The sequence below is a fragment of the Desulfocurvus thunnarius genome (assembly GCF_055390965.1).
Map to the genome: position 1 here is coordinate 3,396,223 of NZ_AP042411.1, position 12,622 is coordinate 3,408,844.

At 71.4% G+C, this 12,622-nt stretch carries 14 protein-coding genes; 8 read left to right on the forward strand and 6 right to left on the reverse strand.

Going from position 1 to position 12,622, the window contains the following annotated elements; genetic code table 11:
- Positions 1 to 15: 15 nt before the first annotated feature.
- The 4 genes from ACZ5KV_RS14965 to ACZ5KV_RS14980 form a co-directional block, all read right to left on the reverse strand.
- Complete coding sequence (locus ACZ5KV_RS14965; RefSeq protein ID WP_464240085.1) at positions 16 to 666, reverse strand: HAD family hydrolase; 651 nt, start codon at positions 664 to 666, stop codon at positions 16 to 18.
- Entirely contained in the window at positions 663 to 1,574 is a 912-nt protein-coding gene (locus ACZ5KV_RS14970) for a phosphoglycerate dehydrogenase (RefSeq protein WP_464240086.1), read from the reverse strand. The genes ACZ5KV_RS14965 and ACZ5KV_RS14970 overlap by 4 nt, the downstream gene beginning before the upstream one ends.
- Positions 1,575 to 1,649: 75 nt before the next feature.
- Positions 1,650 to 2,540, reverse strand: a complete 891-nt coding sequence (locus tag ACZ5KV_RS14975; protein WP_464240087.1) for a DMT family transporter — start codon at positions 2,538 to 2,540, stop codon at positions 1,650 to 1,652.
- Between the two features lie 54 nt (positions 2,541 to 2,594).
- A complete protein-coding gene (locus ACZ5KV_RS14980) occupies positions 2,595 to 3,251 on the reverse strand; it encodes an LOG family protein (protein ID WP_464240088.1) in 657 nt (218 codons plus the stop codon).
- A gap of 150 nt (positions 3,252 to 3,401) precedes the next feature.
- Between ACZ5KV_RS14980 and ACZ5KV_RS14985 the strand changes: the two genes are divergently transcribed.
- The 4 genes from ACZ5KV_RS14985 to miaA are packed head-to-tail and all read left to right on the forward strand — an operon-like array spanning position 3,402 to position 6,998.
- Entirely contained in the window at positions 3,402 to 5,009 is a 1,608-nt protein-coding gene (locus tag ACZ5KV_RS14985) for an MBL fold metallo-hydrolase RNA specificity domain-containing protein (protein ID WP_464240089.1), read from the forward strand.
- Complete coding sequence (gene rsmD / locus ACZ5KV_RS14990; protein ID WP_464240090.1) at positions 5,009 to 5,578, forward strand: 16S rRNA (guanine(966)-N(2))-methyltransferase RsmD; 570 nt, start codon at positions 5,009 to 5,011, stop codon at positions 5,576 to 5,578. The genes ACZ5KV_RS14985 and rsmD overlap by 1 nt, the downstream gene beginning before the upstream one ends.
- Complete coding sequence (gene coaD / locus ACZ5KV_RS14995; RefSeq protein WP_464240091.1) at positions 5,557 to 6,087, forward strand: pantetheine-phosphate adenylyltransferase; 531 nt, start codon at positions 5,557 to 5,559, stop codon at positions 6,085 to 6,087. The genes rsmD and coaD overlap by 22 nt, the downstream gene beginning before the upstream one ends.
- The gene (gene miaA / locus ACZ5KV_RS15000; protein ID WP_464240092.1) at positions 6,084 to 6,998 is read left to right on the forward strand and encodes a tRNA (adenosine(37)-N6)-dimethylallyltransferase MiaA; all 915 of its coding nucleotides are present in this window, start codon (positions 6,084 to 6,086) and stop codon (positions 6,996 to 6,998) included. The genes coaD and miaA overlap by 4 nt, the downstream gene beginning before the upstream one ends.
- 382 nt (positions 6,999 to 7,380) lie before the next feature.
- On the opposite strand, the gene ACZ5KV_RS15005 is transcribed toward miaA, so the two are convergent.
- Complete coding sequence (locus ACZ5KV_RS15005; protein WP_464240093.1) at positions 7,381 to 8,694, reverse strand: calcium/sodium antiporter; 1,314 nt, start codon at positions 8,692 to 8,694, stop codon at positions 7,381 to 7,383.
- A 193-nt stretch (positions 8,695 to 8,887) separates the two neighbouring features.
- On the opposite strand from ACZ5KV_RS15005, the gene ACZ5KV_RS15010 reads away from it, so the two are divergent.
- The 3 genes from ACZ5KV_RS15010 to ACZ5KV_RS15020 all read left to right on the forward strand — a co-directional run bounded on the left by ACZ5KV_RS15010 (position 8,888) and on the right by ACZ5KV_RS15020 (position 11,704).
- Positions 8,888 to 9,985, forward strand: a complete 1,098-nt coding sequence (locus ACZ5KV_RS15010) for a hypothetical protein (RefSeq protein ID WP_464240094.1) — start codon at positions 8,888 to 8,890, stop codon at positions 9,983 to 9,985.
- Positions 9,986 to 10,169: 184 nt separating this feature from the next.
- Positions 10,170 to 11,108, forward strand: coding sequence for a hypothetical protein (locus tag ACZ5KV_RS15015; protein WP_464240095.1), 939 nt, complete (start codon positions 10,170 to 10,172; stop codon positions 11,106 to 11,108).
- 32 nt (positions 11,109 to 11,140) lie between these two features.
- Complete coding sequence (locus ACZ5KV_RS15020; protein ID WP_464240096.1) at positions 11,141 to 11,704, forward strand: CDP-alcohol phosphatidyltransferase family protein; 564 nt, start codon at positions 11,141 to 11,143, stop codon at positions 11,702 to 11,704.
- A gap of 139 nt (positions 11,705 to 11,843) precedes the next feature.
- On the opposite strand, the gene ACZ5KV_RS15025 is transcribed toward ACZ5KV_RS15020, so the two are convergent.
- Entirely contained in the window at positions 11,844 to 12,038 is a 195-nt protein-coding gene (locus tag ACZ5KV_RS15025) for a twin-arginine translocase TatA/TatE family subunit (protein WP_464241849.1), read from the reverse strand.
- A gap of 199 nt (positions 12,039 to 12,237) precedes the next feature.
- Here ACZ5KV_RS15025 and ACZ5KV_RS15030 point away from each other — a divergent pair, with 199 nt between their 5' ends.
- Positions 12,238 to 12,615 (forward strand): hypothetical protein, encoded by a 378-nt coding sequence (locus ACZ5KV_RS15030; RefSeq protein WP_464240097.1) that lies wholly within the window; start codon positions 12,238 to 12,240, stop codon positions 12,613 to 12,615.
- Positions 12,616 to 12,622: the final 7 nt, after the last annotated feature.

The window sequence follows — 12,622 nt, forward strand, 5'->3', positions numbered from 1 at the left end:
GCGCGGCTGGCGCGTTTATCCCAGGCTGGCGATGTAGTCCGCCAGCCCCGTGAGGTCGGCCATCCAGGTCACGGGCTCGGGGAACGGCCCCACGCCCAGGAAATGCGTGCCCACGGCCCGGGCGGCGTTCAGGTCCGTGTTGGCGTCGCCGATCATGAGCACCCGGGCGGGGTCCAGGCCCTCGCCTTCGACGATGGCCCGCAGCACTTCGGTTTTGGCGGGCGGCGCGCCGCAGATGGCCTTGAAGTACTGCGCCAGGCCCATGGCGCCCAGCACGGCGTCCAGCTCGTATTTGGGTGCGCCCGAGGCCACGAACAGCGGCCAGGTGGCGCTGTGGGCCTCCAGGAACTCGCGCGCGCCGGGCAGGGCCGGGGTGCGCAGCAGCTCCTGCATGGCCAGTTCGCCGAAGCGGCGGTCCAGAGCGGCGGATTCCTCGGGGGTCACCGAACGGCCGTGGAATTTCCGGTAGAAATGCTCGAACTTGACGTAGCGCGACACCCCGCCGTGCTCCATGTGGTAGTCCATGACGTACCGGGCGGCCTCGGGGCCGAGGTTCTCGAAGAGCCGCCCGAAGGTCGCGGTCTTCAGGGGCATGGAGTCGATGAGCACGCCGTCGCAGTCGAAGACGATGGCGTCCAGGGCCGTGCCCCGCGCGGTGGTGGTCATGCGTGTCCTCCCAGGGCGGCCAGCAGGTTGCGCACGGCGTCGGCCTCCATGCGCACCCGGCCCTCGCGGGCGTAGGAGCCGATGTGGGGCGTCAGGATGACGTTGTCCAGCCCGCGCAGGGGGCCGGTGTAGGGCTCCTGGCCGAAGCAGTCCACCGCTGCGCCGGACAGGTGGCCGGAATCCAGGGCGGCGAAGAGCGCGTCCTCGTCCACCAGCCCGCCGCGCCCGCAGTTCACCAGCCACGAGCCCGGGCGCATCCGCGCCAGTTCGGCGGCGCCGATGACCGCGCAGTCGCCCTCGGGCTTGGAGCAGTGCAGGGTCACGATGTCGGCCCAGGCCAGCAGGTCGTGCAGCGGCAGGCAGGGCGTGGTGGGGCAGGTGGGCCGGGGGTCGAAGCTGGCCACTTCGCAGCCGGCGGCGCGCAGCAGTTCGCCCGTGGCCCGGCCGATGCGCCCGTAGCCGACCACGCCCACGCGCTTGCCCGCCAGTTGCCAGCCCATGCGCTTTTTCCACGTGCCGCCGCGCAGCTCGCGGTCCATGCGCGAGACGTTGCGCAGCAGGTCCAGGATCAGGCCCAGGGTCAGTTCGGCCACGGCCAGGGTCGGGCCCTGGGGTGTGTTCAGCACGGCCACGCCGTGGGCCTCGCACCAGGGCAGGTCCACGTTGTCCAGGCCCACGCCGCAACGCGAGATGGCCCGCAGCTCCGGCAGGCGCTTGAGCACGGCGGCGCCCAGGTCCTCGGTTCCGGCGACCACGCCCGCGCAGCCCGCCAGCAGGGCCACGGTCTCCTCGGGGCGCAGCTTGCGGCCGTGGGGGTTGGTCACGATGTCCGCCCCGGCCCGGGCCAGCAGGTCCAGCGGCTCGGAGCCGTAGGTGGCGAAGGACGAGGTGGTGACGGCGATCTTCATGGCGGTCCTTGTTGCGGTGAAATGTCGTTCGGGCCGCCTTGGTACCAGAAACCGGCGTGGCCCACAACGCCGGGCTCAGGCCCCGGCGCGGCGCCCTCCCGCCTGTTGCAGGGCGATCCCGGCCACGATGAGCCCGAGCCCGGCCAGGGTCGAGGGCAGGATGGTTTCGCCCACCAGGGTGCCGATGAGGAACAGCGACAAAAAGGGCGACAGGAAGATCAGGTTGCCGATCCTGGCCGCGCTGTCCGTCAGGCGCAGGGCCGTGAGCCAGAGCACGAAGGTCACGCCCATCTCGAACACGCCGACGTAGGCCGCCCCGGCCAGGGCCCGCCAGTCGGCGACCACGGGGTCGGAGAACAGCAGCGTGGCCGCCAGCACGTAGAGCGTGCCGCAGATGAAGTTGGCCGCCAGCCCGGCCACGGGGTCGCGCGTGTCGCGGGTGTTGAATATCCAGTACAGCGCCCAGATGACCGTGCTGCCCAGGGCCAGGGCCACGCCCAGGGGGCTGGTGAAGCGCAGGGCCAGGGGCTCGCCCTGGGTGGCGATGCAGACCACGCCCGCGTAGCTGACCAGCAGCGCCGCCACCTGGCGCGCGCCCAGGCGCTGGCCCAGCAGCGGCACCGAGAGCAGCGAGAGGGTCACGGCCCAGGTGTAGTTCAGGGGCTGGGCCTGTTGGGCGGGCAGCAGCTCGTAGGCCGAAAAGAGCACCACGTAATACAGGAAGGGGTTCATGAACCCCAGCCCGGCGGACAGCAGCCACTGGCGGCGGCCCATGCCCGCGAGCAGGCCCAGGCGGCCCTGGGCGGCCAGGATGAGCACCAGCGCCGCCAGGGAGAAGACGCAGGACCACAGCAGAAGCTGCAACGGGGTCATGACCCGCAGCGAGAGCTTGAAGGCCGAGGCCACGGTGGACCATAAAAGCACCGTGGCCAGGCCGTAGAGGGTCGCCTTGGTCTGCCTGCGCATGGGCTGTGCCGCCTTGGGCGCGGGCCCCGGTGTTCGCCGGGGCCCCGGGCCGCGCTACACGATGACGTGGCGCTTGATGTAGGAGACGACCTCGTCGGGCGTGTCGCGCACGGTGAGCAGGTCCAGGTCGCCGGGGCCCGCGAAGCCGTCGGCCACCATGCGCGTTTTGAGCCAGTCCACCAGCCCGCTCCAATAGTCGCTTTTGTAGAGTACGATGGGGAAGTGCTTGATGCGTCGGGTCTGGATGAGCACCAATGCCTCGAAGAGTTCGTCCATGGTCCCGAAGCCGCCGGGCATGGCCACGTAGGCCGTGGCGTATTTCACGAACATGAGCTTGCGCACGAAGAAGTAGCGGAAATCGACCTTGGTGGTCAGGTACTCGTTGGTGGCCTGCTCGAAGGGCAGGTGGATGTGTAGGCCCACGGATTCGCCCCCGGCCTCGAAGGCGCCCTTGTTGGCGGCCTTCATGAGCCCGGGGCCGCCGCCGGAGATGACCGAGAACCCCGCCTGGACCAGCTTGGCGGCGATCTCCTCGGTGTCCTTGAACAGCGGATCCTCGGGGGCGACGCGCGCCGAGCCGAAGATGGACACGCCGTTGTCGATTTCGCTCATGGCGTCGAAGCCGTCCACCACTTCGGCCATGATCTTGAACAGGCGCCAGGACTCGCGCATGGACAACTCGTCGATGAGGAATTGCTTCTTGTCGGCCACGGGCCCCTCCTTGAGTGGGCAGGTGATTCTTTACAGGACTGGTCCGCGTTGGGTAAAGGAAATGGCTTGCCCGGCCCTGATAGCCTGTTTTTCCCCGCGAGGGAACCGCCCATCCTGCCCCCGGGCCCCCCAATCCAAGGAGAACCCCGCATGAAGATTCAATTTCTCGGCGCCGCACAGACCGTGACCGGCTCCTGCCACATGATGGAGACCGCCGGGCACCGCTTCGCCGTGGATTGCGGCATGCACCAGGGCAACGCCGAGATGGAAAAGCGCAACTACGACACCTGGAAATACAACCCCCGGGAAGTGGAGTTCTTCCTCGTCACCCACGCGCACATCGATCATTCCGGCCTGCTGCCGCGCATGGCCAAGGAGGGCTTCTCCGGGCCGATCTACTGCACGCCGCCCACGCGCGACCTGCTGGAAATCATGCTCGAAGACAGCGCCCACATCCAGGAGATGGAGGCCGAATGGCGCAACCGCAAGCGCCAGCGCTACGGCAAGGAGCTGACCACCCCGCTGTACACCGTGGCCGACGCCCAGCGGGCCATGACGCTGATCCGGACCGTCGAATACAACACGGCCTTCGAGCCCTTCCCGGGCATGACCGTGACCTACCGCGACGCCGGGCACATTCTGGGCTCGGCCTTCATCGAACTGAGCGTCAAGGAGAACGGCGGCGGCTTCAAGGCCGTGTTCTCCGGCGACCTGGGCCGCCCCGACCAGTTGCTGCTTCAGGACCCGGCCATCATCAAGGACGCCGACTACCTGTTCATCGAGTCCACCTACGGCGACCGCGACCACAAGGACGAGTCCACCAGCCGCGGCGAGCTGGCCCAGGCCATCGCCTACGCCTACGGCAACAAGGAAAAGGTCATCATCCCCGCCTTCGCCGTGGAGCGCACCCAGGAGGTGCTCTACAGCCTGAACCTGCTGCGCATGGACGGCCGCCTGCCCGCCGACATGCCCGTCTACGTGGACAGCCCCATGGCCATCCGGGCTACGGAAGTCTTCCGCAACCATCCAAAATATTTCGATCATCAGACCAAGGAGATGATCCAGAACGGCAACGACCCGCTCAAGCTGCCGAACCTGAAGTTCACCCTGTCCACGGCCGACTCCCAGGCCATCAACGCCACCACGGGCCCGGCCATCGTCATTTCGGCCAGCGGCATGTGCAACGCGGGGCGCATCAAGCACCACCTGCGCCACAACCTCTGGCGCCCGGGGGCGGCGGTGGTCTTCGTGGGCTACCAGGGCCGGGGCACCCCGGGCCGCAAGATCGTCGACGGCGCCCAGAGCATCCGCCTGTTCGGCGAGGACATCGCCGTCAAGGCCCGGGTCTTCACCATCGGCGGCTTTTCGGCACACGCCGGGCAGAGCGAAATCCTGGCCTGGCTGGAGCACTTCACCTCGCGCAAGATGAAGGTCTTCCTGGTCCACGGCGAGCTGCTCAAACAGCGCGTGCTGGCCAAGCTCATCCGCGAGCGCTTCGGGCTGGAGGTCCACATTCCGGATTACCTGGAAATCTGCACCATGGTCCCCGGCCAGCCCCTGGAGGCCGTGGTGGACAAGGAAGCCGCCACCCCGCGCATCGACTGGAATTTCCTGCTCGGCCAGACCGAGGGCCAGCTCGCCAACCTGCGCCAGCGCCTGGAGGCCATCGAAAGCCGCCCCTGGCTGGACCAGACCGAGCTGCGCGACCGGCTGCTCGAGGTCAACAAGAACCTGATGACCCTGGTTTCCGAGGCGTGATGCGGCTCATCAGCGGCCAGTTCGGCGGGCGCGAGGTCCGCTCGGTGTCCGGCCCGGGGTATCGCCCGGCGACCTCCAAGGTCCGCCAGGCGGTGTTCTCCATGCTGGAGGCCCGGGGCGTGCGCTGGCCCGGGCTGCGCGTGCTCGACCTGTTCGCGGGCACGGGCAGCCTGGCCCTGGAGGCCCTGTCGCGCGGGGCGGCCTTTGCCGCCTTCGTGGAGAAGAACCGCAAGGCCGCTGCGGCCATCCAGGGCACCCTGGCGGACCTGGGCCTTGGCCCGCGGCGCGCCCGGGTATATGCTTCCGATCTGTTCGCCTTGCTCAAGGGACCGCCCGAGGCGCCCTTCGACGTGGTGTTCATCGACCCACCCTACGGCCAGGACCTGCTGCTGCCCGCCCTGGAACTGGCCCTGGCGAGCGGCTGGATCGCCCCCGAAGCCGTGGTGCTGGCCGAGGTCGAGGCCCGGCTGGCCCTCGACCCCGGCGCGGCCCATCCGGCCCTGGCCCCGCTTGCCGACAAACTCTACGGGCAGACAAGGATTCTGGCATGGACAAACTCTGCTGCGTGACGGCGGTCTACCCCGGCAGCTTCGACCCGTTGACCAACGGCCACGTTTCCATCGTGCGCCGGGGGCTCAAGCTGTTCCAGACGGTGGTGGTGGCCGTTGCGCGCGATTCGGGCAAGACCCCGCTGTTCACCATCGACGAACGCGTGGCCATGATCCGCGAGGTCTTCAAGAACGAGCCCCGGGTGCAGGTGGAGGGCTTCACCGGCCTGCTGGTGGACTACGTGTCGCGCCGGGGCGCCGGGGCGGTGCTGCGCGGCATGCGCGCGGTGTCCGACTTCGAGTACGAGTTCCAGCTCGCGTTGATGAACCGTCGCCTGCACCGCGACATCGAGACCGTGTTCCTGATGACCGACTACAAGTGGATGTATATCAGCTCTTCGATAATCAAGGAGGCCGCGCGCCACGGCGGGAACATCCAGGGGCTGATCCCCAACGTCCTGGTGCCCGAGGTCTACAAGAAATTCGCGGCCCTGGAGCGCCAGCGCCGGGAGCAAGACCCGTCCTCATGACCATGGCTCTCGTCTGCGTGCCCGGCCCGACGGGCGCGGGCAAAACCGGGGCGGGCATCGCCCTGGCCGAAGCCCTGGGCGGCGAGGTGGTCAACTTCGACTCGCGCCAGCTCTACGCGGACTTCCCCATCATCACCGCCCAGCCCGACGCCGGGGAGCGCGCCCGCTGCCCGCACCTGCTCTACGGCCTGCTGGGCCTGACCGAAACCATGACCGCCGCCGCCTATGCGGACCTCGCCCTGGGCACCCTGGCCGAGGTCCGCGCCCGGGGGCGGGTGCCCATCCTCGTGGGCGGCACGGGGCTCTACCTGCGCTGGCTGCTGCAACCCATGGCGCCCATTCCGGACATTCCCGAGGCCGTGCGCCGGGGCGTGCGCGAGGATTGCGCCCTGCGCGGCGCCCCGGCGCTGCACGCCGACCTGGCGGGCATGGACCCGGCCCTGGCCGCGCGCCTGCACCCCAACGACAGCCAGCGCATCATGCGCGGGGTGGAGGTTTTTCTGGCCTCGGGGCGGCCGCTCTCGGAGTGGCAGGCGCTGACCCCGCCCCCGCGCGACCTGCGCGTGCTCAAGCTCGGGGTGGGGCTGGACCTGGAGGAACTGACGCCGCTGCTCGCCCGGCGTATCGGGCAAATGCTCGGCGCCGGGGCCCTGGACGAGGCCCGGGCGGCCATGGCCGTGAACGCCGACCCCTCCGCCCCGGGCTGGACGGGCATCGGCTGCGCCGAGTGCCTGGCCCACCTGCGCGGCGAGTTGGACCTGGACCAGTGCGTGCGCCGCTGGGCGGCCAACACCCGGGCCTACGCCAAGCGCCAGCTCACCTGGTTCCGCGCCGACGCCGCCATCCGCTGGCACCGCCCCGGGGAACACGCGGCCATGATCGCCGCCGCGCGGCGCTTTCTGGCCGCCTGAAGCCCCGGGAGCCGGGCTTTCCGGAGCTTCAGAAAGTCTGGATAATCATTAGCGAAAATCAAAAACAGTGTGATTGCGGCGTGTTGCGCTGTCGTGGGCCGGGCGTCCTTCCGGCGTGCCCGCCGGGCGCGCCGGGGCTCCGTCACGCCGCCCGCACGAAATCCGACGCAGTTGAACGGTGCGCGGGAAGCTCTTCTCGGGTCGAGCGGCAGTATGTCCTGCCTCGTCGTTGCACGGCGCGCGGTCGCGCGGGGACTCCGGGTCAGCATGGGGGCAGGGAAGGAACCTCCCCACGGTGCGCGGGCGCGCTGGGTGCCCCGATCCTCCCCGGAATGCACCCGGTCGGGAGGCTCCGGTCGCGGCCCGCATGCGCCTGCGGGGGTCAGGCGCCGTCCCCGGGGCCCTTGATCCGCGCGGCCAGTCCGGCCCAGCGGGCCTTGAGGCGCTCCAGCAGGGCCCGCGCCCAGGCGAATTCGCCGGCCAGGATGATCAGCCCCAGGGCAATGGCCGCCAGCCCCGGCCCGGGGGTGACCAGCATGACCGCCCCGGCCAGGAGTACCAGCGACCCCGCTGCCAGCACCACGACCTTGCGCAGGGCCCGGCGCGTGTCGGCCTCCAGGGTGCGCAGCGCGCCCAGGCCGTGGCCCAGGGCCAGGAGGTAGACCAGCCCCGTGGCCGCCAGGGCCGTGGCCAGGGCATGCTCCTGCACGGCCAGGCCCCAGCCCCGGCCAAGGTCCATGGCGATGCGCGCGGCCAGGTAGGCCACGAAGTAGAGGCAGAACACGAAGCCCTCGACGCGGGTGATGGCCGCGCCGGTGACGAACACCGGCAGGCAGACCAGGGCCGCCGTCGCCATTACCGGTAGGTCGAAGGACGCCTGGAGCGGCAGCACGGCGGTGCCCGCCGGGGCGACCAGCCCCGCGGCAGCCAGCACCACCAGGATGTTGAACAGGTTGCTGCCGACCACGTTGCCCACGGCCAGGTCGCGCTCGCCCTTGAAGGCCGCCAGGGCCGAGGTCGCCAGCTCGGGCAGGGAGGTGCCCGCGGCGGCCACCGTGGCGCCGATGAGCGCCTCGGACACGCCCATGCCCGCCGCCAGGGCCGCCGCCGCGCCCACGAAGGTATCCGCCCCCAGGCCGAGCAGGGCGATGCCCCCGGCGGCCATTGCCCCCGCCAGGGCCAGGACCCTGGCCCCGCGCGGCGGCGGCGGCGCCGTTTCGAGGACCATCTCGGGCAGGGCGCCCGGGCCCTGGAGGCTGCGGCGCACCAGGATGACCATGTAGGCGCCCATGCCCGCCAGGAAGAGGGCGCATTCCCAGGGCGTGAGTACGTCGTCGGCCAGGGCCAGCCAGCAGCCCAGGGAGGCGGCGATCATCACCGGCACGTCGAAGCGGATCACCTCGCGCTCCACGGCCAGGGGGGCGATGAGTGCCGAGATGCCCAGCACGGCGAAGACGTTGAAGATGTTGCTGCCGAGCACGTTTCCGGCGGCCAGGGCGAAACGGCCCTCCAGGCCCGCGCCGACGCTGACGAACAACTCCGGCGCGCTGGTGCCCAGGGCCACCACGGTCAGGCCCGTGACCAGCGGCGAGAGCCCGGCGGCCAGGGCCAGGCGCGAGGCCCCGCGCACCAGCATCTCCGCCCCGGCCAGCAACACGGCCAGCCCCAGGGCGAGCAGTATCCAATCCATGGGCATGGGTGCGGTCTCCGATGGGTTGTTTCTGTCCATGATGGGCCCATCCGGGGCCGGAGGCAAGCCCCCGGCGGACAGGATCGGGCTCCCGGGCGCGGGTTGTGCTTGCGCTTGCGCGAAATCGCTGCGAAAACAAGGCCCGGCGCGCCCGGGCCCCCCCGGCCCGGAGCCGCAGCGCCTGGAAGGAGAACCGACCATGCACACCGCCACCAAGACCGTTCTGGCTTGCGTTCTGGCCCTGGCCGCCGCCCTGGCCCAGGCCTCGGGCGCCCCGGCCCAGCAGGGCGCGCCCGGCCCGGAGCCTTCCGCGGCCCCGGCCCCGGCCCCCGAAACGCCCGCGTCTCCGGTCGCCCCGGCCGGACCGCTGGCCCCGGGGCTGACCTTGCCCGGGGGGCTGCCCGGCGCCTCGGCGTCCGCTCCCGCCGGGCCGTACCGGGAGATGTCTCCCGCCGGGGAACTGGATTGGGAGACAGGGCTGGCCACGGCGCGCGGCCGGAGCATGGTCCCGGCGGAACTGGCCGGGGAGGAGCAGGGCCTGGCCCTGGCCCGGCGCGCGGCCACCGTGGCCGCCCGGCGCGGGCTTTTCGGCCTGCTGTGCAACGTGCAGGTCGATGCCGCGACCACCATCTGCTCGGCCATGGACGCCGACCCGCGCGTTGCCGCGCGCGTGCGCGGGCTGGTGCAGAATTCGCATCTGGCCAGTGCGGGTCAGGCGTCCGACGGCGCGATGGTGGTCGCCGTGGACATGGGCCTGCGCGGGGCCCTGGCCGACGCGCTGCTGCCCCCGGCTTCGCGTTTCGGCGGGCGGGCCGCGCCCGCCGCCCCGGAGCCCGCCCCGGCCGAGCCTCCCGCGCCCGCCCCGGTTCCGGCGCCGTCCCTGGCCCCGGCGCCGTCCCTGGTTCCGAGCCTGGGGCCGGACACCGCTCCGGCCGCGCCTGCGGCGCTCCCGGCGGCGCCGTACACGGGGGTGGTGGTCGACGCCCGGGGCCTGGGGGCCCATCCGGCGCTCCTGCCGCGCCTGCTGGACGGTCAGGGCCGCGAGCTTTACGGCCCGGCGTCCCTGCCGCGCGAACTGGCCGCCGGATCGGGCATGGCCGTCTACGTGCGCGACCTGGAGACGGCCAGCGCCCACCGCCGCGTGGCGGGCAACCCGCTGCTGCTCGCCGCCCGCGCGGTCGGCGGCCCCGGGCGCACGGACCTCGTGCTGCCCGACGAGTCCGCCGCCCGGCTGGCCGCCCTGCCCGAGGCCCCACGCCTGCTGGCCCAGGGCCGGGTGGTGGTGATTCTGGAATAGCTTTGCGGTTGCGCGGCCGCGGCACGGTGGCGCAATGGACCACGGCGCCCCGGCGCTTCCGCCCTTCGGCCACCCGGGCGAAACCCGGATCGCCAGGGGGCCCGCCCGGGGATGTTTCGCGGCGCCCGGCCCGGCGGGCCGATGGAGATTCCCTTTTCAACGCAAAGAGTGTACTGCCCGCATCATGAGCAACGCATCTTCCTTCCGTTTGCTGTCGGCCTGTTGGGCCGTGGCCGCCGTGGTCGTCCTGGCCTGCGCGCCCGCCGGGGCGCGGGTGGTGGAAGTCGCCTGGACCCCCGGCGCGGCCGAGGGCCAGGGCCCGGCCACGCGCGAACAGGCCCGGGTGGCCGCTTTCCGCGACGCCGCCCTGGCCGAGGCCATGGACCTTCTGCCCGGGGCGCTCTCCGCCCCGCGCCAGGAACTGCTGCGCCATTATCTGCTGCCCCGCGCGGCGGGCTACGTGCAGAGCTATTCCGAGGCCGCGCCCCAGGGCCCGGCCCTGGCCGCGCCCGAGGGCGCCACTGTGCTGCGCCTGGACGTGACCGTGAACCGCCCGGCCCTGAAAAAGGCCCTGCAACGCATGGGCGTCTATTACACTGTCCATGCCGGGCGGGACTACGACCTGGCCCTGGAGGGCGGCGCGGGCGGCGCCCTGGACGAGCTGGCACGGCTTCAGGAGCTTTCGGGCTTCACCGTGCGCCGGGGCGCCCAGCCGCTGGTGACCCTGTCGGCCAACCTGGATGCGGGCACCTGGAGCGGGCGCCTGGAGCAGGACGGCCAGACCTGGGCCGCCCAGGGCTCGGCCCTGGCCGATGTCTGGTTCGAGCTGCTGGGGCACTACTTCTCGCGCCCCGGGGCCGAGGCCGGGGTGGTGGCGCAGGTGGCGCTGACGGTGCGCGGCTGGTCCGCCGCCGACGGCGTGAAGGCCTTCGACGCCGAGCTGGGTGCCTGGGACGGGCTGGTGGAGGGCCGGGTGCTGACCCGGGTGCTGCTGCTGCCCGAGGGCGTGGCCGGGGTCTGGACCGTGCGCACCCTGAGCCCCGACGCCCTGGCCCGCCGACTGGCCCAGGTCCTGCCGTCGCGCGGCCTGACCTGGGAAGGCCCGGGCGCCCAGGCGCCCTGAGCACCCCGACCCCGCCCCGCCGCGAGGCGCCCATGCAGCCGGAAAACAACTGGACCATCCCCAACATCCTGACGGTGTTCAGGATTCTGCTCACCCCGGTCTTCGTGATGAGCTTCGTGTCCAGCCATGTGCATCTGGCGCTGCTGGTCTTCACCCTGGCGGGCGTCTCCGACGCTCTGGACGGCGCCCTGGCCCGCGTGCTGCACCAGCGCACCCGCCTGGGGGCCATGCTCGACCCCTTGGCCGACAAGGTGCTCATCGTCACCGGTTTTCTGTGCCTGGGCATCGTGGGCTGGGCGCCCGACTGGCTGGTGGTGCTGGTCATCAGCCGCGACGTGATCATCGTCGGCGGGCTGGGCGTGCTGCATTTCTGGGGCGTGGAGGTGCGCGCGACCATCCGCCCCAGCGCGCTCAGCAAGGTCAACACCACGGCCCAACTCGTGTTCCTGTTCCTGGTGCTGACCGACCGGGCCGGGATGCTCTCCCTGCCGGGCACCCAGGCGACGGTGATGGTGCTGGTCAGCGTGCTGACGGTGGTCACGGGGGTGAGCTACGTGCTGCGCGGGCTGTCCCTGTTCCCCACCCAGGAGGACTGACCCGCGCGCCCGGAGGGGCCCGGGGCGCGCGGATCGCCCGGGGCCGCGGGGGCATGAAAACGGGAAGACCCGGCGGAGCGCAGAGCCGCCGGGTCTTCCCGTTTTCGCGCCGGGGCGCGGATATGGGCGGGGAGAGGGGCTATTCGCCCTTCTTCTCCTCGGTGTCCTTTTTGGGCGTCACGTCGATTTCGTCGGGCTGGGTGGTGGCCTTCTTGAAGTTGCTGATGGCCTTGCCCAGGCCGCCGCCGATCTCCGGCAGCTTCTTGGCACCGAAGATGACCAGCACGATGAGCAGGATTATGATCAACTCGCCGAAGCCCGGGGTTCCGAACATCATGGTGTGCGACCTCCGTTGGGGTGTTGGATGGCGTATACACGCGGGCCCCGGGCAGGTCAAGGCGCGGGCCCGGATGGCGGGGGAAAAATCGGCTTGCTATTTTAGGAGAATGTGGGAGGATTCCCCCTCCGGTTCGCCTGGAGGAAGGCCCCGGAAACGCGCGGCCGCCGCCCGCAGACCAGGACCCGCAAGGACCATGACCGCACATATCCGGCGCCTGCCGGGAAATGAATGCCGCCATTTCGCCTCGGGGCGCTGCCTCTTCGAGGAACAGCGCAACCCCGGCTACCACCGCAACTGGCGTTGTCGCGTCCTGGTGCAGTGGGAGGCGTCCTACGACGACTTCCTGCTGCGCGCCGAGGCCTTCCGCCTGGAGGAGGCCGCCGTGGCCGGGCTGTGGGAGCGCCGCGTGGAGCGGCTGGTGGCCGCCGCGCCCGACTGCCCGGACTTCCGCCGGGGCGGCGGCACGGCCACGGGCTGCGCCCACGGCGTGGCCGAGTTGTGCCTGCTGCGGCTGCCCCAGTGCCCGGGCCGCTGCGGGCATTTCGCCCCCTGCCCGGAGCCCGGGGACTGACGCGCCC

What these genes read in the sequence shown, in the direction of transcription:
- ACZ5KV_RS14965 (WP_464240085.1), bottom strand. Translation starts at nt 666, where the DNA reads ATGACCACCACCGCGCGGGGCACGGCCCTGGACGCCATCGTCTTCGAC.
- ACZ5KV_RS14970 (WP_464240086.1), bottom strand. Translation starts at nt 1,574, where the DNA reads ATGAAGATCGCCGTCACCACCTCGTCCTTCGCCACCTACGGCTCCGAG.
- ACZ5KV_RS14975 (WP_464240087.1), bottom strand. Translation starts at nt 2,540, where the DNA reads ATGCGCAGGCAGACCAAGGCGACCCTCTACGGCCTGGCCACGGTGCTT.
- ACZ5KV_RS14985 (WP_464240089.1), top strand. Translation starts at nt 3,402, where the DNA reads ATGAAGATTCAATTTCTCGGCGCCGCACAGACCGTGACCGGCTCCTGC.
- rsmD (WP_464240090.1), top strand. Translation starts at nt 5,009, where the DNA reads ATGCGGCTCATCAGCGGCCAGTTCGGCGGGCGCGAGGTCCGCTCGGTG.
- coaD (WP_464240091.1), top strand. Translation starts at nt 5,557, where the DNA reads ATGGACAAACTCTGCTGCGTGACGGCGGTCTACCCCGGCAGCTTCGAC.
- miaA (WP_464240092.1), top strand. Translation starts at nt 6,084, where the DNA reads ATGACCATGGCTCTCGTCTGCGTGCCCGGCCCGACGGGCGCGGGCAAA.
- ACZ5KV_RS15005 (WP_464240093.1), bottom strand. Translation starts at nt 8,694, where the DNA reads ATGCCCATGGATTGGATACTGCTCGCCCTGGGGCTGGCCGTGTTGCTG.
- ACZ5KV_RS15010 (WP_464240094.1), top strand. Translation starts at nt 8,888, where the DNA reads ATGCACACCGCCACCAAGACCGTTCTGGCTTGCGTTCTGGCCCTGGCC.
- ACZ5KV_RS15015 (WP_464240095.1), top strand. Translation starts at nt 10,170, where the DNA reads ATGAGCAACGCATCTTCCTTCCGTTTGCTGTCGGCCTGTTGGGCCGTG.
- ACZ5KV_RS15020 (WP_464240096.1), top strand. Translation starts at nt 11,141, where the DNA reads ATGCAGCCGGAAAACAACTGGACCATCCCCAACATCCTGACGGTGTTC.
- ACZ5KV_RS15025 (WP_464241849.1), bottom strand. Translation starts at nt 12,038, where the DNA reads ATGTTCGGAACCCCGGGCTTCGGCGAGTTGATCATAATCCTGCTCATC.
- ACZ5KV_RS15030 (WP_464240097.1), top strand. Translation starts at nt 12,238, where the DNA reads ATGACCGCACATATCCGGCGCCTGCCGGGAAATGAATGCCGCCATTTC.